Source organism: Pseudomonas sp. HD6515 (genome assembly GCF_024971855.1).
Taxonomy (GTDB): Bacteria; Pseudomonadota; Gammaproteobacteria; order Pseudomonadales; family Pseudomonadaceae; genus Aquipseudomonas; species Aquipseudomonas alloputida.
In genome coordinates, this window is record NZ_CP079827.1 from 1,832,956 (window position 1) to 1,853,332 (window position 20,377).

The following is a 20,377-nucleotide window of genomic DNA, read 5'->3' on the forward strand; positions in this document are numbered from 1 at the left end:
CTCCTACAGGTACATCACCGCCCTAGGGCATGTGACGCCCTTGTAGGAGCGGGTTTACTCGCGAAGAGGCCGGCACAGTCAACAGACACCTGATACCCCACGCACCACCCCCAAGCTGCTCTTTTGCTTTGCAAGAGAAGACAAATCCCATGACCGCCGAAACCCGTATCCTCGAACTGCGTGCCGAGCTCGATCAGCATAACTATCGCTACTACGTGCTCGACGAGCCCAGCGTGCCTGATGCCGAATACGACCGCCTGTTCAACGAGCTCAAGGTGCTGGAAGCCGAACACCCGCACCTGGTAACCCCCGACTCGCCCACCCAGCGCGTTGGCGGCGCTGCCTTGGCTGCGTTCAGCCAGGTGCGCCACGAAGTGCCCATGCTCAGCCTGGGCAACGCCTTTGAAGAAGCCGACCTGCGTGAGTTCGGTCGCCGTGTGGTAGAAGGCCTCGATCAGCCGGGTGCGGTCGACTACAGCTGCGAACCCAAGCTCGATGGCCTGGCCGTGAGCCTGCTGTACCGCGACGGACAGTTGGTGCAGGGCGCCACCCGGGGCGACGGCACCACTGGCGAAGACATCAGCGCCAACGTACGCACCGTGCGCAACATCCCGCTCAAGTTGCAGGGTAAGGGCTGGCCGGCAGTGCTGGAGGTGCGCGGCGAGGTGTACATGAGCAAGGCCGGTTTCGACCGGCTCAATGCCGCCCAGGCCGAGGCCGGTGGCAAGACCTTCGCCAACCCGCGCAATGCCGCTGCTGGCAGCTTGCGCCAGCTGGACTCGAAAATCACCGCCAGCCGCCCACTGGAGTTCTGCTGCTATGGCGTCGGCCAGTTGTCCGAAAGCATCGGCGACAGCCACATCGGCATCCTCGAGCAACTCAAGGCCTGGGGCCTGCCGATCAGCCGCGAGCTCAAGCATGCGGCGGGCATCGAAGAATGCCTGGCCTACTACCGCGACATTGGCGAGCGGCGTAACAGCCTGCCGTATGAGATCGACGGTGTAGTGTTCAAGGTCAACAGCCTGACCGCCCAGCGCGAGCTGGGCTTCCGCGCCCGTGAGCCGCGCTGGGCGATTGCCCACAAGTTCCCGGCCATGGAAGAGCTGACCGAGGTGCTGGACGTTGAGTTCCAGGTTGGCCGTACGGGTGCCGTAACGCCTGTGGCGCGGCTGAAGCCGGTCAAGGTGGCCGGTGTGACCGTGTCCAACGCCACCTTGCACAACATGGACGAAATCGCCCGCCTGGGCCTGCGCATCGGCGACACGGTGATCATTCGCAGGGCCGGCGACGTGATCCCGCAGGTGATGCAGGTGGTGCTGGAGCGTCGTCCGCAAGACGCCCGCCCGGTAGAAGTGCCAAGCGAGTGCCCGGTGTGTGGTTCGCAGGTTGAGCGCACCCAGCTGGTCAAACGCAGCAAGGGCAAGGAAACCACCAGCGAAGGTGCGGTGTACCGCTGCGTCGGCCGCCTGGCCTGTGGCGCGCAGCTCAAGCAGGCGATCATTCATTATGTGTCGCGCCGTGCCATGGACATCGACGGCCTGGGTGAGAAGAGTGTCGAGCAGTTGGTGGATGAAGGCCTGATCGGCTCGCCGGCTGACCTGTACAAGCTGCAGTTCGAGCAGGTCGTCGGCCTTGAAGGCTTTGCCGAGGTGTCGACCCAGAAGCTGCTGGATGCCATCGAAGCCAGCAAGCGCCCGAGCCTGGCGCGCTTCATCTACGCGCTGGGCATCCCGGATGTCGGCGAGGAGACTGCCAAGGTGCTGGCCCGCTCGCTGGGCAGCCTGGCGCGCGTGCAGCAGGCATTGCCGCAGGTGCTGACCTATTTGCCGGACATCGGTCTCGAAGTGGCCTACGAGATCCACAATTTCTTTGAAGACGAGCACAACCAGAAGGTTATCCAGCAGCTGCTCGACAGCGGTATGCAGTTGCAGGACGAAGGTGAGCTGGCCGCCGAATTTGCCGCCAGCACCACCTTGGCCGGGATGATCGCCAAGCTCGACATTGCCTCCGTCGGCCCGACCGGTGCCGAGAAGTTGGTGGCCAAGCTCGACAGCCTGGACAAGATCATCGCCGCCGACGGCATTGACCTGCGCCAGGCCCTGGCGGCCAAGCAGGCCGACGCAGTGCGTGAGTTCTTCAAGGATGAAGCAAACCAGAAACTGGCCCGGGACATCGAAGCGCAGCTGCTGGCATTCGGCATGCACTGGAGCAGCGAGAAGAAGGTGGCCGAAGGCTTGCCGCTGGCCGGCCAGACCTGGGTGCTGACCGGTACGCTGGAGCGCATGAGTCGGGACATTGCCAAGGACAAGCTGGAAAGCCTGGGGGCCAAGGTTGCCGGTTCCGTTTCCGGCAAGACCCACTGCGTGGTGGCAGGGCCGGGGGCAGGTTCCAAGCTGGCCAAGGCTGCTGAGCTGGGTGTGAAGGTACTGGACGAAGATGCCTTCGTCACATTCCTGGCCGAACAGGGCATAGCGGTCTAGGCATCCGTGCCCCCCCTGTGGGGGGCAACTGCCTTGCTCAAAACTCGAAAAGCCTGCGCGGTCCCCCGTAGGAGCGGGTTTACCCGCGAAGAGGCCCGTCCAGGCCGTCTCGCCCCTGACAAGTCATTGAGAAATGATGACTTTTTCTGCCGCAGTGGTTGTATCTGCCCCAAAGACCGGTACAATGGCGCCACTCGCTGCTCAGCGAGGCATGTAGTGGTGGCCCCATCGGTCCCCCCGCATTGATTACCCGTTAACCTGGTCAGGCCCGGAAGGGAGCAGCCATAGCGGGAACATCGAGTGCCGGGGTGTGGCTGGTGGGGCCGCCTCCATTTCTGGGGTCGGAAAACCTCAATCTGTAACGAACGTCTTCGTTCTTTTCTGCTTTTCGCCCAATGCTCCTGCCGCCGACAGCTTCATCAGCTGCTGGAATTTCGGGCATGTCAGATGATCTTTCTCAGGGCATTGCGCGGCATGCCGCAACCCCTTGCTCATCGCCTGCAAGCGCTTGATCCGCGCATCCAGCTCGTCCGCCTTTGCTATCAGCATCTGCCTGTCGACCTGCAGGTCCACCAGCATCGCCCCCACTTCATCCAGCGAAAACCCCGCAGCCTGCCCCAGGGCGATCAGCGCCAGCCTGTCCGCCACATCGGCTGCAAACTGTCGACGCTGACCGTGCCCGGCAAGCGACTTGAGCAAGCCTTTCTTCTCGTAGTAACGCAGTGTCGATGCAGGTACGCCTGTGCGTTTGGCGACGTCGGCAATGTCCATTTCGGGGCCCTTGACTTGAAGTTGACTTCAACTTCTATGCTGCGCGGCATGGGTAATGACCGTCAACTTTCGAGGGCTTGTTCAATGACGTTTACTGCGATGTTTTTAGCTGCATTGCCGATTGGCATAGGTGCCACTGTAGTGATGGACCTGTGGGGGCTGCTGCTGAGGCGGTTGGGTGTGGCAACGCTGAACTTTGCCATGGTCGGGCGTTGGGCGGGGCACTTGCTAGGTGGGCGTGTTTCGCACCAAGCGATTGCCAAAGCGGAACCGGTGCGAAATGAGTTGGCGTGGGGATGGGTGATTCACTACGCCACCGGCGTGCTTTTCGCGATGCTGCTGCTTGTGATCGTAGGGGAGGGCTGGTTGCGGTCGCCTACTCTTTTACCTGCAGTAGTTGTGGGTGTGGGTACAGTCGTGGCGCCGTTTTGCCTCATGCAGCCGGCGATGGGGGCAGGGTTCTTTGCGTCCAGAACGCCGACACCTGCGCGGAACTGTCTGAAGAGCCTGGCCACGCATTTTGTGTTTGGTGTGGGGTTGTTCTTGAGTGCGTATTTACGGGCTTTGGTGTGAAGACAGGGAGCCCGATAACAGTAAGCACATGATCAGAGTGCCCACTTTAAGATAGGTCTGATAACAGTCTAGGAAAGCCCCTACACGTCAGGCAGGCATAGCGAATTATCCTACGTGTTCCGTCGACTCCCGTCTGATTGTCCCGGTCAACCTCGCCCACTAGGCTTTCGCGGTCGCTGTCAGTTCAGTGATCGGGTGTGGAAGCCTGGGTGGTTTGGCGGCTGTCGATATGACGGTTGTGCGTGGGAGGCCTTCGGGCCTGCCGGGTTTGCCATACCCCTGGTCTTCCACCCCGCGTACAACTGTCACCCTAAGTGTGGAAGCGAAAGGGTGCTCTCAGCCCGGTATGGTGAACTCATGAAAAAACGGGTCCCCGATCCGCCCCACGTCTTCGATCTTCCCCAAGGCAAATCCCTTTCCCGCGCGATCAGCGAAGGCATCGTCCCGATGGAGTTCGCGTTGATGAATGTTTCCCACTACCTGATGTTCGCCTACAGCGATAGCCGGCGGGCGCTTGAGCGTATTCAGGACGAAGAAACCAGGCAGTTGTTGGAGCATGGTTTGCGGGCCATGCAGATTGCCTGGGGGCAGGCGGATGCTGTGGCATTGGCGTTTGAGCGGAGAAGCCATTGATTCCGGCCTTGGAGCAAGTAGAGATTGCAGGGATAGCGAATAACCCTGTGGGAGCGGATTCACCCGCGAAGCAGGCGACGCGGTGGATGGCACCGGCTTTTAGAAATTGAGCAAGACAGTTGCTCCCACAAGGTGGACTGCCCCCCAAAAGTTGGACAGTTTTAAGCTGCAGCCTGAGCCCTGTACTCCACAGGGCTCAGGCCATTGAGCCTCAGCTTGATGCGATCATGGTTGTAGTAGTGAATGTACTCATCCAGACCCGCTCTCAGCTCATCAATGCTCTCGAAACGCTTCAGGTAGAAAAACTCAGACTTGAGCGTGCCGAAGAAGCTTTCCATGGCCGCGTTGTCCAGGCAATTGCCTTTTCGAGACATGCTCTGCTTTACCCCACATTCGCTTAGCTTACGGCGGTATTGCGCCTGCTGGTAATGCCATCCCTGATCCGAATGCAGCACGAGCTTCGGTTTCTCTCCCAGGCAATCGAGCGCTTTGCCAAGCATGTTCCCAACCAGGCTATAGCACGGGCGGCTGGCCATTTCGTAGGCCACGATTTCGCCGTTGTACAAATCCATCACGGGCGACAGATAGAGCTTCTGTTGAGCTACTTTGAACTCGGTTACGTCAGTCACCCACTTTTGGTTTGGGCGTTGAGCGATAAAATTTCGCTCCAGTACATTCGCTGCCACTTTACCGACGGTACCTCGATAGGAGCGATATTTCTTGGGGCGCACTACTGATTTCAATCCCTGCTCAGCCATCAGCCGTTCAATGACCTTCTTGTTCACCCGCTTTTCCTTCCTGATTACGAGTGCGATACGGCGATAACCATAAAGCCCTTTCTGCTCGTGGTAGACGCGATGCACCAATGCCTTGAGCTCAGCATGCCGATCTGGCTTCTGCTGAGCTTTGAGCTGGTAGTAGAAGGTGCTGCGCGCCAGCTCGACCAGTTGAAGGAGGTCAGGCAAAGGAAACCTGCGCTTGAGTTTGGAAACGATCAGGACTTTTTCCCGCGTGTTCGTTCCTTTTCCTCGCGCAGAGCCTTGAGCTCCTTTAGGACAGCATTCTCCATGCGCAGGTACTCAAGTTCAGCCATCAGCTGATCTCGAGACTTCTGATCATCATTGGTATCGGTGGGTTTGGCAGGCTTGATCTTCTTCGACACGTCGATTGGCTTTCTTGGCTTGATGGCAGTAGAGGGTGCAGGACTGCCACTGTAGTACTGCCGCTGCCAAATGCCTATCTGAGAAGACTGCCCAAGACCAAAGTGGGCAGCGGTCTGGCGCAGCGAAAGCCGATGCTCGTGCATATAGCTAAGCACCTGCTGTTTGAAATCACTGGTATAGCGCCGCCCATGCGAGCCTGGACCAATGCCATTATTGGCCTGATAACTGGCCACCCAGCGTCGAAGCAGGCTGAAATCGATACCTAAGTGTTGAGCCACCTTTCGGAAACCGTTGCTGCCATCCAGGTAGGCTGTGATCGCTGTGAGCTTGAATTGCTCGGTGTACTTACCCATAGATCCCCCAAGGGTTGGATTGGTGTCCAACTTCTTGGGGGCAGTCCAAGGGGCGCGCAAGCTTTGCGAGGGTTTGCCTTCCATCAGGCTACTGGCTAGGGCTGGGTCAGCGACATAGAGCCGGAGTCGCTCACCCTTCCATACCGCTGCAAAATCCGCTCGATCTCCCCCGACTGCTTCATCCTTACCAACGCCCGCAACAGCCCTTGTGTCGGTATCGCCGGATCGTTGCGCACCATGCACCCCAAATCCTGTTCGTCCAGCACTGCCAGCGCTTGCAATTGCTGCTCCGCTGGCAACCCTTGGTTGAACCACTGCAACGACAACTGATTGCTCACCGCATGGCGATACCGGCCTGCCTGCAGCTTTTGCAGCACCAGCAACTGGCTGCGGCTGTCCTCACGGTGCAGCTGGCCGTGGTCCAGCAGCGGTTGCAGGGTTGAATAGGTGTAGCCAAGCACCGTGCCGATCGCCTGGGGTGGCAGTTGCTCCGGGGATATCGGGTTGCTGTCGCCGGCGAGGCCGACCAGTACGTCACGCTGATGAATCAGCGGGATACTCCACACAAAATCCCTTGGGCGGTCGTTGAGCCATTGGGTACTGACGTAGCAACGGACATCAATGTCGCCGCTGCTCATGGCCTCCTCCAGGCGCAGGCGGGCCATGACATGGAACTCGGGGCGAGCGCCCACTTGCCTGGCAACGGCTTGCATCAGGTCGTAAAGCAATCCCTCCACTGGCTGATCGCCTTCGATGCGTACCAGCGGCATGCTCCAGCTCTCGGCGACGGAAAAGCGCAGCACCGGCTGGTCAGCCAGGCTGTTTGTAGACCACAGCAGTAACAGGGCCAGCAGTCTTCGCAAAGGCAATCCTCCCTGGACAATGCGCCATTCCAAGCTTAGACGAGTTGCGCAGGGTGCAATTTTGCCCCCGCTCCGCTAGCATTAGCGATCTTCCGCTCGATCAGGCTACGATGGTTTTTCGATGAGTTATCAGGTTCTTGCACGAAAATGGCGTCCGCGCTCGTTCCGCGAAATGGTCGGCCAGACCCATGTGCTCAAGGCCTTGATCAATGCCTTGGACAACCAGCGCCTGCACCATGCCTACCTGTTCACCGGTACCCGCGGCGTGGGCAAGACCACCATCGCCCGTATTATCGCCAAGTGCCTGAACTGTGAAACCGGCATCACCTCCACGCCCTGTGGCACCTGTTCGGTGTGCCGTGAAATCGACGAAGGCCGTTTCGTCGACCTGATCGAGATCGACGCCGCCAGCCGTACCAAGGTCGAGGACACTCGCGAACTGCTCGATAACGTGCAGTACGCCCCCAGCCGTGGGCGCTTCAAGGTCTACCTGATCGACGAAGTGCACATGCTCTCGACCCACTCGTTCAACGCCTTGCTCAAGACGCTGGAAGAGCCGCCGCCCTACGTCAAGTTCATCCTCGCCACCACCGACCCGCAGAAGCTGCCGGCCACCATCCTGTCGCGCTGCCTGCAGTTCTCGTTGAAGAACATGAGCCCGGAGCGGGTGGTGGAGCACCTCAGCCACGTACTGGCCGCCGAGAACGTGCCGTTCGAGGAGGATGCCCTGTGGCTGCTGGGCCGTGCCGCCGATGGTTCCATGCGCGATGCCATGAGCCTGACCGACCAGGCCATCGCCTTTGGTGAAGGCAAGGTACTCGCTGCCGATGTACGTGCCATGTTGGGTAGCCTCGACCATGGCCAGGTGTATGGGGTCTTGCAGGCACTGCTCGAAGGCGATGCCAGGGCTTTGCTGGAGGCCGTGCGTAACCTGGCCGAGCAAGGGCCGGACTGGTCGGGCGTTCTGGCCGAAATGCTCAATGTGCTGCACCGTGTAGCCATTGCCCAGGCGCTGCCCGAAGCGGTAGACAACGGCCAGGGTGATCGCGAGCGGGTATTGGCGCTGGCTTCGGCGCTGCCGGCCGAGGATGTGCAGTTCTATTATCAGATGGGCCTGATAGGCCGCCGTGACCTGCCCCTTGCGCCGGACCCGCGCGGTGGCTTCGAGATGGTGCTGCTGCGCATGCTGGCGTTCCGCCCGGCAGACACGGACGATGCACCGAAGCCGGTGCTAAAGCCAACGGGGATCAGCCAGGCCACAGCTGATCCTGCAGGGCAGGTGGCAGCCGCGGCGCCGGTCGCGCTTTCATCGCCTGTCGCGGCTGTGCCGGCGGAGCCTGTTGCGCAAGCCCCGCAGCTGGAGGTGCCTGCACCCGCGACGGCTGATCATGAACCGGAGGCCGAGGCAGATGTTGAGCTGAAGGCCGAAGCCGAGGCCATCTCCGTACCTGAGCCTGTTGCCGAAGTGGTCGACCTGCCGTGGGAAGAGCCTGCCGTTGCACCCGCGCCGTTAGCGGCCGAACCCGCGCCTGAACCGGCACCTGCGCCCGAGCCTGTTGCCCCGGTGGCGCCCCCACAGGCCGCCCCGGCACACGACGAGCCGCCTTTCGACCCGTCTGCCTACGCTGCCGTAGGGATGGAGCGCGACGATGAGCCGCCGCTTGACGAAGACTATTACGGCGGCGAAAGCGATCCGGCAGGTTTCAGCTACCTGGACGAATTGGCCGAGCATGTTCAGGAAGACGTGTCCAAACTGGCTGCCGAACCGTTGCCGGCAGCCAAACCGGCCACCGGCCTGGCCTTGCAATGGCTGGAATTATTCCCACAGTTGCCTGTGTCCGGGATGACAGGCAACATCGCGGCAAACTGTACGCTGATTGCCGCCGATGGCGACGACTGGTTGCTGCATCTGGACCCGGGCCAGGGTGCGTTGTTCAACGCCACCCAGCAGCGGCGCCTGAACGAAGCGCTCAACCAGCACTTGGGGCGCACGCTGAACCTGCGCATCGAGCTGATCCTGCCCGAGCAGGAAACCCCGGCTCAGGCCGCAGCGCGCAAGCGTGCCGAGCGTCAGCAGGACGCCGTCGCGTCGATCGAGCAGGATCCGTTGATCCAGCAGATGATCAAGTTGTTCGGCGCCAAGGTGCGGCAGGATACTATTGAGCCTGTAGAAGCCCTGGCCAGTCAGGGCCAGTAACGGATAACCATGCGGCCGGCCCGGTGCCGGGCCGCATCACACGACCCAATCGAGGTATACCCCATGATGAAAGGTGGCATGGCCGGCCTGATGAAGCAGGCCCAGCAGATGCAGGAAAAAATGCAGAAGATGCAGGAAGAACTGGCCAACGCCGAAGTCACCGGTCAGTCCGGTGGCGGTCTGGTGAGCGTGGTGATGACCGGTCGTCACGACGTCAAGCGCGTCAGCATCGACCAGAGCCTGATGTCGACTGATGAAGACGACAAGGAAGTTCTGGAGGACCTCATTGCCGCTGCGCTGAACGACGCCGTGCGCAAGGTTGAGCAAAGCAGCCAGGAAAAGATGGGCGGCATGACCGCCGGCATGCAGCTGCCGCCAGGCTTCAAGATGCCGTTCTAAGGCATTGAGGTACTCAAAAACGCCGCTGATATCAGCGGCGTTTTTTTTGCGTAGATTTCACCCGGCTGCGGTCTGCTCTTTATGTGGGGGCGGCCTTGTGTCGCGAAAGGGGCGCGAAGCGGCCTCCGGATTCCAGCTTTGCAGCATAGAGTGCCGGGGCTGCTTCGCAGCCCTTTCGCGACACAAGGCCGCTCCCACAAAAAAGCAGACCTTTCAGGCTTTGGGCGAGGTGATTTGACGCCACCGCCCCCGCTGGGTATAAACCGCCTCTTATTGAATTGTCAGGCCTTTCCCATGAGCTTCAGCCCCCTCATCCGCCAACTGATCGACGGCCTGCGCATCTTGCCAGGCGTTGGCCAGAAAACCGCCCAGCGCATGGCCCTGCAACTGCTCGAGCGCGACCGCAGTGGCGGGCTGCGCCTGGCTCAGGCCTTGACCCAGGCCATGGAAGGGGTAGGGCATTGCCGCCAGTGTCGCACCCTCACCGAGCAGGAACTGTGCCCGCAGTGCGCCGACCCGCGCCGTGACGACACCCAGCTGTGCGTGGTCGAGGGGCCGACCGATGTGTATGCGGTGGAGCAGACGGGCTACCGTGGCCGTTACTTCGTGCTCAAGGGGCACCTGTCGCCGTTGGATGGCCTGGGGCCTGAGGCGATCGGTATTCCGCAGCTGATGGCGCGGATCGAAGAGCAGGGCACCTTTACCGAGGTGATCCTGGCGACCAACCCGACGGTGGAGGGGGAGGCGACGGCGCATTACATTGCCCAGTTGCTGAGCGAGAAAGGCTTGGTGGCGTCTCGCATTGCCCATGGTGTGCCGCTGGGCGGTGAGCTGGAGATGGTGGACGGTGGTACCTTGGCCCATGCCTTTGCAGGGCGCCGGCCCATTTCGCTCTGATTCATTGGGGCCGCTTGGCGGCCCATTCGCGGGTAAACCCGCGCCTACAAAAAATATGCGGCCTTTGTAGGCGCGGGTTTACCCGCGAATGGGCTGCAAAGCAGCCCCAACAGCCCGCTCAGTACTCGCTGAGGGAAAACTCGGTCAGGCAGAAGGTAGGCACCCCGGCCGCCTGCAACCGGCGCGAACCGTCCAGTTCCGGCAGGTCGATGATCGCTGCCGCCTCGAACACCTGCGCCCCAGTACGACGCACCAGGTTGGCCGCCGCCAGCAGCGTACCGCCAGTAGCAATCAGGTCATCGAAGATCAGCACCGAGTCGCCTTCACACAGGCTGTCGGCATGCACTTCCAGGAAGGCCTCGCCGTACTCGGTCTGGTAACCCTCGCTCAACACGTCGGCCGGCAGCTTGCCCTGCTTGCGGAACAGGATCAGCGGCTTGTTCAGCTGGTGGGCGATGATCGAGCCGATCAGGAAACCCCGCGCGTCCATGGCGCCGATGTGGCTGAATTCAGCCTCGACATAGCGCTCGATGAACTGATCGGCCACATAGCGCAGCCCGCGTGGCGACTGGAACAACGGGGTAATGTCGCGGAAGATCACACCCGGTTTGGGGAAATCCACTACCGGGCGGATCAGGGCTTTGAGGTCGAAGGCTTCGCTGTGCATTGTTGCGGGTATCCTGGGAAAACGAATGCCCAAGTATACCCGCTAAAGACCAGCGTCAGGCCTCGATTGCACCACCGGCCAGCGCGCACAGCTGGATCGGGTCGAGGATGTGCACTTCCTTGCCCTCGGCGCGCAGCAGGCCGTTCTGCTGGAAGCGGGTGAACACCCGCGACACGGTTTCTACCGCCAGGCCAAGGTAATTGCCGATTTCGTTGCGCGACATGCTCAGGCGGAACTGATTGGCTGAATAGCCGCGGGCGCGGAAGCGCGCCGACAGGTTGACCAGGAAAGTGGCAATGCGCTCGTCCGCGGTTTTTTTCGACAGCAGCAGCATCATTTGCTGGTCGTCGCGGATTTCGCGGCTCATTACCCGCATCAGCTGGCGGCGTAGCTGTGGCAGTTGTACCGACAGCTCGTCCAGCTGCTCGAAGGGGATTTCACACACCGAAGTGGTTTCCTGGGCCTGGGCCGATACCGGGTAGGCCTCGGTATCCATGCCTGACAGGCCGACCAGTTCGCTGGGCAGGTGAAAGCCTGTGATCTGCTCTTCGCCGCTGTCGCTGAGGCTGAAGGTTTTCAGGGCCCCGGACCGTACTGCGTAGACCGAGCCAAAACTGTCACCCTGGCGGAACAGAAACTCGCCTTTCTTGAGCGGCCGCCCGCGTTTGACGATTTCATCCAGTGCGTCCATGTCTTCCAGGTTCAGCGAAAGAGGCAGGCACAGGGGGGCCAGGCTGCAATCCTTGCAATGGGCCTGGTTGTGTGGGCGCAGTTTGACTGGCTCGGACATTTGAATCGATCCTTGTGGGAAAGCACACATAAGTCGTAAGGGTAACTCACGACACAGGGTGTAGGCCAGTGTGCGCGGTGATGGTGCGCGCTGGCGAAACCCCGGCAGGTGGCCTGCCGGGAGTCCTTGTGTGCTCATAGTGTGCCTGACAAGGAAGCTTGTCCATGCGGTTGAACGCCTTGTTTTTCAGATCACTCGCGAGAAGCGCTGGCGGTTGTGCATCGCCAGATAGGCGTCGAATACCATGCATACCGAGCGCGCCAGCAGCCGGCCGGCGGGCAGGATGCGAATGCCCTTGTCGTCCAGGCTGATCAGGCCGTCGCGCTGCAAGGTCAGCAGCTCGGGCCAGAGGTCGTTGAAGTAACCGCGAAAATCCAGGGTGAAAGCCTGTTCGATGGGTTCGAAATCCAGCTCGAAATGGCAGATCAGTTGCTGGATCACTGCCCGGCGTATGCGGTCGTCGTGGTTGCACAGCAAGCCGCGCTGGGTGGCCAGCTGGGCGTTGGACAGGCTGTCCTGGTAGGTGTTGAGGTCACTGCTGTTCTGGCAGTACAGGTCGCCGATCTGGCTGATCGCCGACACGCCCAGGCCAATCAGGTCGCAGTGCCCGTGGGTGGTGTAGCCCTGGAAGTTGCGCTGCAAGGTGCCTTCTTCCTGGGCAATGGCCAGTTCGTCGTCGGGCAGGGCGAAGTGGTCCATGCCGATGTAGCGGTAACCGGCGGCGGTCAGTTGGTCGATGGTGGCGTGCAGCATCTCCAGCTTGGCGGCCGCGCTGGGCAGATCGTTGCTGTCAATGCGCCGTTGCGGCATGAAGCGTTCGGGAAGGTGAGCGTAGTTGAACACCGACAGGCGGTCGGGCTGCAGGCGGATCACCTCTTCGACGGTGCGGGCAAAGCCTTCCGGGGTTTGCTTGGGCAGGCCGTAGATCAAGTCGAGGTTGACCGAGCGAAACTGCAGCGTGCGCGCAGCCTCGATCAAGGTGCGGGTCTGCTCCAGGCTCTGCAGGCGGTTGATCGCGCGCTGCACGACCGGGTCGAGGTCCTGTACACCCAGGCTGACGCGGTTGAAGCCCAGTTCGCGAAGCAGGCCCATGGTCGACCAGTCGGCTTCGCGAGGGTCGATCTCGATGCCGTAGTCGCCGGAATCGTCGTCCAGCAGGTGGAAGTGCTGGCGCAGGGTGGCCATCAGCTGGCGCAGTTCCACATGGCTGAGGAAGGTCGGTGTGCCGCCGCCAAAATGCAGCTGTTCAACACGTTGTTTAGGGTCCAGGTGGCAGGCGATCAGCTGGATTTCCTGCTCCAGGCGCTGCAGGTAGGGCGCGGCGCGCGCACGGTCTTTGGTGATGACCTTGTTGCAGGCGCAGTAGTAGCAGATGTTGGCGCAGAACGGCACATGCACGTACAGCGACAGCGGGCGTACGGCCCGTCGGCTCTCGCGCAGGGCGTTGAGCAGGTCGAACGAACCCACCTCGCTGTGCAGTTGCACGGCGGTTGGGTAAGAGGTGTAGCGTGGCCCGGCGAGATCGTAGCGGCGGATCAGGTCGGTATCCCAACGGAGGTCGTCGAGCATGAGGGTAGTCCCCGGAAAGAGCAGCAGTGCACCGGAGTCTATGGCCGTCTGTAGGAAACTGTGTTGATTTGTATCAAGGGCATTGGGGCTGCTTTGCAGCCCCGTCAATGCCCCATCAGCCAGTGCTGGTGTGGGCCCGGCAGGGTCCAGACACCGAATAGCATCACCAGCACACCGCCCGCCACGCGCACGCTGCGTCGCCGCAACAGGGCGTTTACCCGTTCGGCTGCCAGCCCGGTTGCCAGCAACACCGGCCAGGTGCCCAACCCGAACGCGAGCATCAATACCGCGCTGTACCCGGCGTTGCCCTGGCTGGCGGCCCACAGCAGGGTGCTGTACACCAAACCGCACGGCAGCCAGCCCCACAAGGCGCCCAGCAGCAACGCCCGGGGCAGGCTGGACACCGGCAGCAAGCGCGACGCCATCGGCTGGATATGCCGCCACAACCCGCGGCCCAGCGCCTCGATACGGGTCAGCCCGCTCCACCAGCCGGCCAGGTACAGGCCCATGGCAATCAGCAGCAGCGCTGCAGCCACCCGCAGCGCCAGCGCTGCCGGGCTGCTGGCCACGGCCCAGCCGGCCAGGCCCAGCAACAGGCCGGCGCAGGCATAGCTGAAAATGCGCCCCAGGTTGTACGCCAGCAACAGGCGCAGGCGCTTGCCGCGTTGTTCGGGGGGGATGGCCAAGGTCAGTGCGCCCATCAGGCCACCGCACATGCCCAGGCAGTGACCGCCCCCTAGCAGGCCAAGGACCAGTGCCGAGCCCAGCAGCGCAAGCAGGTCAGGCACGGGGCGGTGGTTCCTTGTCGGTGTCGGCCGGGGCATCGTCAAGCTTCACTGCCGCCTGGTGGCGCGGGTCCTGATCGTCGAACAGGATGCTGTGGGCGGGGCCTTCAAGGTCATCGTACTGACCGCTGTCGACCGCCCAGAAGAAGATGTACACGGCCACGCCGACCAGCAGCAGGGCTGCCGGGATCATGACATAGAGGGCGGGCATGGCGACTTCCTCCCGGGTAAAGGGGCTTCGTGGGGCAGCGGGCCCGAGGCCACTGGCATACGGGTCAGGCGCAAGGCATTGAGCACCACGATCAGCGAGCTGACCGACATGCCGATGGCGGCCCACACCGGCGTGATCCAGCCGAGCGCGGCGAACGGCAACATCAGGCCATTATACAGGGTCGCCCACAGCAGGTTCTCGAGGATGTTGCGGCGGGTGCGGCGGGCCAGCTCGAACGCCTGCACCAGCGCTTGCAGGCGGTTGGACAGCAAGACGGCGTCGGCACTGGTCTTGGCCAGGTCGGTGGCGCTGCCCATGGCGATGCTGATATCGGCGGCGGCCAGTACCGGTACATCGTTGACCCCGTCGCCGAGCATCAGCACCTTGCGCCCGTCAGCCTGCAGGGCTTTCAGGCGGTCCAGTTTGTCATCCGGGCGCAGGCCGCCAATGGCCTGCTCGATACCCAGCTGCGCGGCCACTTCGGCAACCATCGGCGAGCTGTCGCCCGACAGCAGCAGGGTGTGCCAGCCGCGCGCCTTGCAGGCAGCGAGCAGGGCCGGGGCATCGTCGCGCAGGCGGTCATCCAGGCCGAACCAGGCCAGTGGCCCCTGGCGGTCGCCCAGCAGCAGCCACTGGCCGCGAGGCTCGGGCACAGCGGGGATTTCCGCACCACTCAAGGCGCAGACGAAGGTAGCCTGACCAATGCGCAGGCGCTGGCCGTCGACCAGCCCCTCCAGGCCCAGGCCGGGTACGCTCTGTACGTCATCGGCAGGCGTGGCGGTACGACCAAAGGCGCGAGCGATGGGGTGTTCGGAGCGGTTTTCCAGCGCCGCGGCCAGGGCCAGGCAGCGGTCGGCGGCCTGGCTGCCGAGCGGGCGGATGCTGCGCAAGGTCAGGCGGCCTTCGGTCAGTGTGCCGGTCTTGTCGAAAATCACCGTGTCGATGTGGTTCAGGCCTTCCAGCACGTGGCCGCGGGTGACCAGCAGACCAAGCTTGTGCAGGGTTCCGGTGGCGGCGGTCAGTGCGGTTGGCGTAGCCAAAGACAGGGCACAAGGGCAGGTGGCCACGAGCATGGCCAGCACGATCCAGAACGCCCTTGTCGGGTCCAGGTGCCACCACCACAGGCCGATGGCAACGGCGGCCAGCAGCGAGAACAGCAGGAACCACTGCGAGGCGCGGTCGGCAATTTCCGCCAGGCGCGGTTTTTCAGTCTGGGCGCGTTCCAGCAGGCGGACGATGGCCGACAAGCGTGAGTCATGGCCGAGGGCTTCCACTTCCACATTCAGCGCGCTTTCGACGTTCAGCGTACCGCCAGTGACCCGCTCACCCACCCGGCGTGGTTGCGGCAGATACTCGCCGGTCAGCAGCGATTCGTCGACGCTGGAGCGGCCCTCGACGATGCGCCCGTCGGCAGGGATGACCGCGCCGGGCAGCACCTGCACGGTGTCGCCGCACTGTAACTCGCTGAGCAGGATGCGTTCGCTGCGCCCGATGGCGTCCAGGCGCAGGCATGAGGCTGGCAGCAGGTTGACCAGCTGCGCAGTGGCCGCCGCTGTGCGCTCGCGGGCGCGGCGCTCCAGGTAGCGGCCGGTCAGCAGGAACAGGGCGAACATGCCCACCGTGTCGAAATAAAGCTCGCCGCTGCCAGTGATGGCTGTCCAGATGCCGGCGCCGAACGCCAGGCCAATGGCCAGCGACACCGAAACGTCCATGGTCAGGTGGCGCGTTCGCAAGTCGCGCGCCGCGCCCTTGAAGAAGGGCGCGCAGCTGTAGAACACGATGGGAATGGTCAGGAACAGCGCCACCCAGCGCAGGATCGTGTGCAACTCGGGTGTCAGGTCGATGTTGAATTCCGGCCAAGTGGCCATGGTCGCCATCATCGCCTGGAACCACAGCAGCCCGGCCACGCCCAGGCGGCGTAGGGCGCTGCGGTTTTCCCGGGCCAATTGCTCGGCGGCCTGGTCAGGCTGGTAGGGGTGGGCGGCGTAGCCGATCTGGCGAAGTTCGGCGAGCAGGCGCGACAGCGGCAGCTGCTTGTCGTCCCAGTTCAGCGCCAGGCGGTGGTTGGACAGGTTCAACCGGGCTTCGGCGACACCGGGCAGGTTGCGCAAGTGCTTTTCGATCAGCCAGCCGCAGGCGGCGCAGCTGATGCCCTCGACAAGCAAGGTGGTTTCGGCCAGCTCGCCCTGGTGGCGGACGAAGGTTTGCTGCACGTCGCTGCGGTCGTACAGGGCCAGTTCGTCCTGCAGTTGCTTGGGCAGGGCTTCGGGGTTGGCGCTGTTGTCGCTGCGGTGCTGGTAGTAATGTTCCAGGCCACCCGCGACGATCGACTCAGCCACCGCCTGGCAACCGGGGCAGCAGAACTGCCGCGGCTGGCCGAGGACCACGGCGGTGAAGCGGCTGCCGGCCGGGACGGGCAGGGCGCAGTGGTAGCAGGGGGTGGGCTGGGTCATTTTGGAACAGTCTTATGTCGTGAGATCGCCGGGGCTGCTTCGCCGCCCTTTCGCGACGCAAGGCCGCCCCCACAGAAGCATGCGTTCTCCTGTGGGAGCGGCCTTGCGTCGCGAAAGGGGCGCAAAGCGCCCCCATTCATACCAGGAATCATTACTGGTGTTCGGCACCTTGAAGGGCTTCGTCACCCAACTGCAAGGTCACACCATGCGCCACTTTTTCCTCTTCGAACAGGCGCCAGACCTGGCCCCCTTCGCTGCCCAGCAGTTCCACAAAGCGCCGCCCGTCGACCTTGTCCTCCAGTTGTCCCACATAGCGCCCTGCTTCGACACGGCTCAGCAGCACCTTGCGGTCCTTCTCTGGCTGGGTCGGCGAAATCAGGTTCAGCTCCAGGTTTTGCGGGCCACTGCTACCGGTCAGGCGCAGGTCCACTTCGCCGGTCAGTTCGTCCAGATGCACGCTGGCTTTCAGGCCCAGCTGCTGCGCCAGCAGCTCGCGGTCCAGCGAGCGGTTGATGCCCTTGCCGGCCTCGTAGTAGTTGTCATTCACCAGGTTGTCCGGGTTGTGCACAGCGATGCTGACCATGGTCAGGCTCAGGCACACCGAGGTGGTGAGAATGCCGATGATGATCCAGGGCCAGAGGTGCTTGTACCAAGGGCTGGCGGCGGTGGCGGCAGGCATTGTGCGTTATCTCTCTTAGCGGATCTGTGGGCCGATGAAACGGCTCTTGGCTTCAACCTGGGCGTCGCTGTCGTCGGCGCTCTTGAGGATGAAGGTGATTTCGTTGGTGGTCGATGGCAGCTTCTCGGGGGCAACCGACAGCTGCACGGGAAGGCTGACGATGTCACCGGCGGCCACGCGGATCTCGCGCTGGCCTTCGAGCTTGAGGTCTGGCAGGCCGGCGGCGTCCAGCACGTAGACGTGATCGCGCTGATCCTTGTTCATTACCTTCAGGCTGTACACGTTCTCGATCCGGCCCTGGGCGTTTTCGCGGTACAGCACGCGGTCTTTGCTGACGTCGAAACCGACCAGCGAACGGGTGGCGAAGGCCGTCGCCAGCCCGATCATCATCACCAGCAGTACCACGGCATAGCCGATCAGACGCGGGCGCAGCAGGTGGGTCTTCTGCCCGGACAGGTTGTGCTCGGTGGTGTAGCTGATCAGCCCTTTGGGGTAGTTCATCTTGTCCATGATGCTGTCGCAGGCGTCGATGCAGGCTGCGCAGCCGATGCACTCGATTTGCAGGCCGTCACGGATGTCGATGCCGGTCGGGCAGACCTGCACGCACATGGTGCAGTCGATGCAGTCACCCAGGCCCTGGGCTTTGTAGTCGGTATCTTTCTTGCGCGGGCCGCGGGTTTCGCCACGGCGCGGGTCGTAGGACACGATCAGTGTGTCCTTGTCGAACATCACACTCTGGAAACGTGCATACGGGCACATGTACACACACACCTGTTCGCGCAGCCAGCCGGCGTTGCCGTAGGTGGCGAGGGTGAAGAAACCGACCCAGAAGTAGGCCCAGCCATCGGCCTGGCCCGTGAAGAATTCGACCACCAGCTCACGGATCGGCGAAAAGTAGCCGACAAAGGTCATGCCGGTGACAAAGCCGATCAGCAGCCACAGGCTGTGCTTGGTGAATTTGCGCAGGAACTTGTTGCCGCTCATGGGGGCTTTGTCGAGCTTCATGCGCTGGTTGCGGTCACCCTCGGTGACCTTTTCGCACCACATGAAAATCCAGGTCCACACGCTTTGCGGGCAGGTGTAGCCACACCACACCCGGCCGGCGAACACAGTGATGAAGAACAGGCCGAAGGCGGCGACGATGAGAATGCCCGAGAGCAGGATGAAGTCTTGCGGCCAGATGGTGGCGCCGAAGATGTAGAACTTGCGTTCGGGCAGGTTCCACCACACGGCCTGGTGCCCTCCCCAGTTCAGCCACACGGTGCCGAAGTACAGCAGGAACAGTGCGGCACCCCCGACCATGCGCAGACGACGGAACAGGCCGGTGAAGGCGCGGGTGTAGATCTTTTCCCGGGAAGCGTAGAGGTCGACGGAATCCTTCCCTTTGCTGGCAGGCGGGGTGACATCATGTACCGGAATTTGCTTGCTCATCATCAAGTCCCACGGCAGTGGAGAAACGCCGCGGCCTGTGCGTGCGGGCCGCAGTCTCGCGCAATCTGCTAGCGCTCTGCGGTCCATGATACGCCGCTGAGGGCGGTATGGGATCGCACTGCGACCTTTAGTCGCGTTGGGTTCGTGGTATGAAACGTGTTATGGCGGGTGTCAATTGATCCAGGTCATCAGCCTGCGAGAAATGCTGTGCCAGTACCGGCCTGTTCGCGGGTAAACCCGCTCCTACAAGGATCCTGTGTAGGAGCGGGTTTACCCGCGAACAGGCCAGGCCTGCCTTACTCAGCCTTGGCCGGCTCAGCCTGGTGCGACAGGCTGTACACATAAGCTGCCAGCAAGTGCACCTTGTCGTTGCCCTGCAGCTGTTCCTGGGCCGGCATCTGCCCCTGGCGGCCATAACGGATAGTCTGCTGCAACTGGGCAAAGCTCGAGCCGTAGATGAACGCCTGCGGGTGGGTCAGGTTCGGTGCGCCCATGGCGGGCGTGCCTTTGCCTTCCGGCCCGTGGCAGGCCACGCAGTTGGCTGCGAAGATCTTCTGCCCGTTCTCCACATCGGCCTTCGCACCCTCAGGCAGTGTGCGGCCATCGAGTTTGCTGACCACGAATGCAGCCACGTCGGCCACGCCCTGGTCACCGATCACTTCGGCCCAGGCCGGCATCACGCCATGGCGACCGCCCATGATGGTGGTCTTGATGGTGTCCGGTTCGCCGCCCCAGCGCCAGTCGTTGTCGGTCAGGTTGGGGAAGCCGAAGGCGCCCTTGGCGTCGGAGCCGTGGCACACCGAACAGTTGGAGGCGAACAGCCGCGCACCCATTTTCAATGCCTGTGGGTCCTTGGCTACGTCTTCGATCGGCATCGCCGCGAACTTGGCGAAGATCGGCCCGAAGCGGGCGTCGGCCTTGGCCATTTCCTTTTCCCATTCGTGCACGCCGGTCCAGCCCGGCTGGCCGTTGGAAAACTCGGTCTGCTTGTCGTTATCCAGGTACGAATAGCCCGGCAGGACGCCTTTCCAGTTGCCCAGGCCCGGGTACAGCACCAGGTAGCCGAGGGCAAAGATGATGGTGCCGACGAACAGCCAGAACCACCATTTCGGCAGCGGGTTGTCGTATTCCTCGATGCCATCGAAGGCATGCCCGACGGTTTCGTCGGTAACCTCTTCGCGCTGGCCCTTGCGGGTCGACAGCAGCAGCCAGGTCAACGAGAAGATGGTGCCCAGGGTCAGGACGGTAACGTACAGACTCCAGAAGGTTGTCATTGTTGTTTGCTCCCAGAAGCTTTTGCTTGCTCGACGTGCCGAGTGGCCTCGGGGTCATCCGCGAAGGGCAGTTGGGTCGCTTCGTCGAAGTCCTTTTTACGCCGTGGGTTGAACACCCACAGCGCCAGGCCCACGAAGGCCACCATCACCACGACGGTGCCCAGGCCGCGAATCATCCCGATATCCATC

At 62.4% G+C, this 20,377-nt stretch carries 19 protein-coding genes and 1 other RNA gene; 7 read left to right on the forward strand and 13 right to left on the reverse strand.

Translation table 11 applies throughout. The features are described 5' to 3' along the window. Positions 1-149: 149 nt before the first annotated feature. On the forward strand, positions 150-2,480 hold the full coding sequence (gene ligA / locus KW568_RS08595; protein ID WP_004577059.1) for an NAD-dependent DNA ligase LigA: 2,331 nt from the start codon (positions 150-152) through the stop codon (positions 2,478-2,480). Between the two features lie 226 nt (positions 2,481-2,706). Then, positions 2,707-2,803, forward strand: an RNA gene (gene ffs / locus KW568_RS08600) — signal recognition particle sRNA small type. A 28-nt stretch (positions 2,804-2,831) separates the two neighbouring features. Here ffs and KW568_RS08605 read toward each other — a convergent pair. Beyond that, entirely contained in the window at positions 2,832-3,251 is a 420-nt protein-coding gene (locus tag KW568_RS08605) for a helix-turn-helix domain-containing protein (protein ID WP_003254311.1), read from the reverse strand. Positions 3,252-3,335: 84 nt separating this feature from the next. Between KW568_RS08605 and KW568_RS08610 the strand changes: the two genes are divergently transcribed. Together KW568_RS08610 and KW568_RS08615 are read left to right on the forward strand one after the other, a co-directional pair. Next, positions 3,336-3,824 (forward strand): DUF2938 domain-containing protein, encoded by a 489-nt coding sequence (locus tag KW568_RS08610; protein ID WP_004577058.1) that lies wholly within the window; start codon positions 3,336-3,338, stop codon positions 3,822-3,824. Between the two features lie 357 nt (positions 3,825-4,181). Further along, the gene (locus KW568_RS08615) at positions 4,182-4,457 is read left to right on the forward strand and encodes a hypothetical protein (RefSeq protein WP_033725979.1); all 276 of its coding nucleotides are present in this window, start codon (positions 4,182-4,184) and stop codon (positions 4,455-4,457) included. 161 nt (positions 4,458-4,618) lie between these two features. On the opposite strand, the gene KW568_RS08620 is transcribed toward KW568_RS08615, so the two are convergent. Continuing rightward, a protein-coding gene (locus tag KW568_RS08620; RefSeq protein ID WP_085983016.1) for an IS3 family transposase occupies positions 4,619-5,973 on the reverse strand; the annotation gives its coding sequence in 2 pieces (ribosomal slippage) (positions 4,619-5,497 and positions 5,500-5,973; 1,353 coding nt in all). A 95-nt stretch (positions 5,974-6,068) separates the two neighbouring features. Next, positions 6,069-6,836: an ABC transporter substrate-binding protein gene (locus KW568_RS08625; protein WP_004577057.1), complete on the reverse strand. Its 768-nt coding sequence runs from the start codon at positions 6,834-6,836 to the stop codon at positions 6,069-6,071. A gap of 121 nt (positions 6,837-6,957) precedes the next feature. On the opposite strand from KW568_RS08625, the gene dnaX reads away from it, so the two are divergent. The 3 genes from dnaX to recR all read left to right on the forward strand — a co-directional run bounded on the left by dnaX (position 6,958) and on the right by recR (position 10,329). After that, positions 6,958-9,033, forward strand: coding sequence for a DNA polymerase III subunit gamma/tau (gene dnaX, locus KW568_RS08630; RefSeq protein ID WP_004577056.1), 2,076 nt, complete (start codon positions 6,958-6,960; stop codon positions 9,031-9,033). A gap of 63 nt (positions 9,034-9,096) precedes the next feature. Continuing rightward, positions 9,097-9,432: a YbaB/EbfC family nucleoid-associated protein gene (locus KW568_RS08635; protein WP_003254305.1), complete on the forward strand. Its 336-nt coding sequence runs from the start codon at positions 9,097-9,099 to the stop codon at positions 9,430-9,432. A gap of 294 nt (positions 9,433-9,726) precedes the next feature. Beyond that, the gene (gene recR, locus KW568_RS08640) at positions 9,727-10,329 is read left to right on the forward strand and encodes a recombination mediator RecR (protein WP_003254304.1); all 603 of its coding nucleotides are present in this window, start codon (positions 9,727-9,729) and stop codon (positions 10,327-10,329) included. Between the two features lie 118 nt (positions 10,330-10,447). On the opposite strand, the gene KW568_RS08645 is transcribed toward recR, so the two are convergent. From KW568_RS08645 to KW568_RS08690, 10 genes are all read right to left on the reverse strand, one after another. Continuing rightward, entirely contained in the window at positions 10,448-10,996 is a 549-nt protein-coding gene (locus tag KW568_RS08645) for an adenine phosphoribosyltransferase (protein WP_003254303.1), read from the reverse strand. A gap of 55 nt (positions 10,997-11,051) precedes the next feature. Further along, positions 11,052-11,786, reverse strand: a complete 735-nt coding sequence (gene fnrA, locus KW568_RS08650; RefSeq protein WP_004577073.1) for a Crp/Fnr family transcriptional regulator FnrA — start codon at positions 11,784-11,786, stop codon at positions 11,052-11,054. Positions 11,787-11,972: 186 nt separating this feature from the next. After that, a complete protein-coding gene (gene hemN / locus KW568_RS08655; protein WP_003254299.1) occupies positions 11,973-13,355 on the reverse strand; it encodes an oxygen-independent coproporphyrinogen III oxidase in 1,383 nt (460 codons plus the stop codon). A gap of 104 nt (positions 13,356-13,459) precedes the next feature. Further along, complete coding sequence (locus tag KW568_RS08660; protein ID WP_265181024.1) at positions 13,460-14,179, reverse strand: sulfite exporter TauE/SafE family protein; 720 nt, start codon at positions 14,177-14,179, stop codon at positions 13,460-13,462. Next, a complete protein-coding gene (ccoS, locus tag KW568_RS08665) occupies positions 14,136-14,351 on the reverse strand; it encodes a cbb3-type cytochrome oxidase assembly protein CcoS (RefSeq protein WP_003254296.1) in 216 nt (71 codons plus the stop codon). Before ccoS ends, KW568_RS08660 begins: the two co-directional genes overlap by 44 nt. Next, a complete protein-coding gene (locus KW568_RS08670; protein ID WP_004577071.1) occupies positions 14,330-16,804 on the reverse strand; it encodes a heavy metal translocating P-type ATPase in 2,475 nt (824 codons plus the stop codon). Before KW568_RS08670 ends, ccoS begins: the two co-directional genes overlap by 22 nt. Before the next feature lie 151 nt (positions 16,805-16,955). Continuing rightward, complete coding sequence (locus KW568_RS08675) at positions 16,956-17,483, reverse strand: FixH family protein (RefSeq protein WP_003254292.1); 528 nt, start codon at positions 17,481-17,483, stop codon at positions 16,956-16,958. A gap of 15 nt (positions 17,484-17,498) precedes the next feature. Next, positions 17,499-18,914 carry a cytochrome c oxidase accessory protein CcoG gene (gene ccoG, locus KW568_RS08680; RefSeq protein WP_004577070.1) on the reverse strand — a complete coding sequence of 472 codons (1,416 nt, stop codon included), beginning with the start codon at positions 18,912-18,914 and terminating at the stop codon, positions 17,499-17,501. 296 nt (positions 18,915-19,210) lie between these two features. Then, positions 19,211-20,188: a cytochrome-c oxidase, cbb3-type subunit III gene (ccoP, locus tag KW568_RS08685; protein WP_003254289.1), complete on the reverse strand. Its 978-nt coding sequence runs from the start codon at positions 20,186-20,188 to the stop codon at positions 19,211-19,213. After that, positions 20,185-20,376, reverse strand: a complete 192-nt coding sequence (locus KW568_RS08690) for a CcoQ/FixQ family Cbb3-type cytochrome c oxidase assembly chaperone (RefSeq protein WP_003254287.1) — start codon at positions 20,374-20,376, stop codon at positions 20,185-20,187. Before KW568_RS08690 ends, ccoP begins: the two co-directional genes overlap by 4 nt. Position 20,377: the final 1 nt, after the last annotated feature.

Excerpts from the sequence above, each read along its gene's own strand:
- ligA (WP_004577059.1), top strand. The coding sequence starts at position 150 with ATGACCGCCGAAACCCGTATCCTCGAACTGCGTGCCGAGCTCGATCAG.
- KW568_RS08605 (WP_003254311.1), bottom strand. The coding sequence starts at position 3,251 with ATGGACATTGCCGACGTCGCCAAACGCACAGGCGTACCTGCATCGACA.
- KW568_RS08610 (WP_004577058.1), top strand. The coding sequence starts at position 3,336 with ATGACGTTTACTGCGATGTTTTTAGCTGCATTGCCGATTGGCATAGGT.
- KW568_RS08615 (WP_033725979.1), top strand. The coding sequence starts at position 4,182 with ATGAAAAAACGGGTCCCCGATCCGCCCCACGTCTTCGATCTTCCCCAA.
- dnaX (WP_004577056.1), top strand. The coding sequence starts at position 6,958 with ATGAGTTATCAGGTTCTTGCACGAAAATGGCGTCCGCGCTCGTTCCGC.
- KW568_RS08635 (WP_003254305.1), top strand. The coding sequence starts at position 9,097 with ATGATGAAAGGTGGCATGGCCGGCCTGATGAAGCAGGCCCAGCAGATG.
- recR (WP_003254304.1), top strand. The coding sequence starts at position 9,727 with ATGAGCTTCAGCCCCCTCATCCGCCAACTGATCGACGGCCTGCGCATC.
- KW568_RS08645 (WP_003254303.1), bottom strand. The coding sequence starts at position 10,996 with ATGCACAGCGAAGCCTTCGACCTCAAAGCCCTGATCCGCCCGGTAGTG.
- fnrA (WP_004577073.1), bottom strand. The coding sequence starts at position 11,786 with ATGTCCGAGCCAGTCAAACTGCGCCCACACAACCAGGCCCATTGCAAG.
- hemN (WP_003254299.1), bottom strand. The coding sequence starts at position 13,355 with ATGCTCGACGACCTCCGTTGGGATACCGACCTGATCCGCCGCTACGAT.
- KW568_RS08660 (WP_265181024.1), bottom strand. The coding sequence starts at position 14,179 with ATGCCCCGGCCGACACCGACAAGGAACCACCGCCCCGTGCCTGACCTG.
- ccoS (WP_003254296.1), bottom strand. The coding sequence starts at position 14,351 with ATGCCCGCCCTCTATGTCATGATCCCGGCAGCCCTGCTGCTGGTCGGC.
- KW568_RS08670 (WP_004577071.1), bottom strand. The coding sequence starts at position 16,804 with ATGACCCAGCCCACCCCCTGCTACCACTGCGCCCTGCCCGTCCCGGCC.
- KW568_RS08675 (WP_003254292.1), bottom strand. The coding sequence starts at position 17,483 with ATGCCTGCCGCCACCGCCGCCAGCCCTTGGTACAAGCACCTCTGGCCC.
- ccoG (WP_004577070.1), bottom strand. The coding sequence starts at position 18,914 with ATGAGCAAGCAAATTCCGGTACATGATGTCACCCCGCCTGCCAGCAAA.
- ccoP (WP_003254289.1), bottom strand. The coding sequence starts at position 20,188 with ATGACAACCTTCTGGAGTCTGTACGTTACCGTCCTGACCCTGGGCACC.
- KW568_RS08690 (WP_003254287.1), bottom strand. The coding sequence starts at position 20,376 with ATGGATATCGGGATGATTCGCGGCCTGGGCACCGTCGTGGTGATGGTG.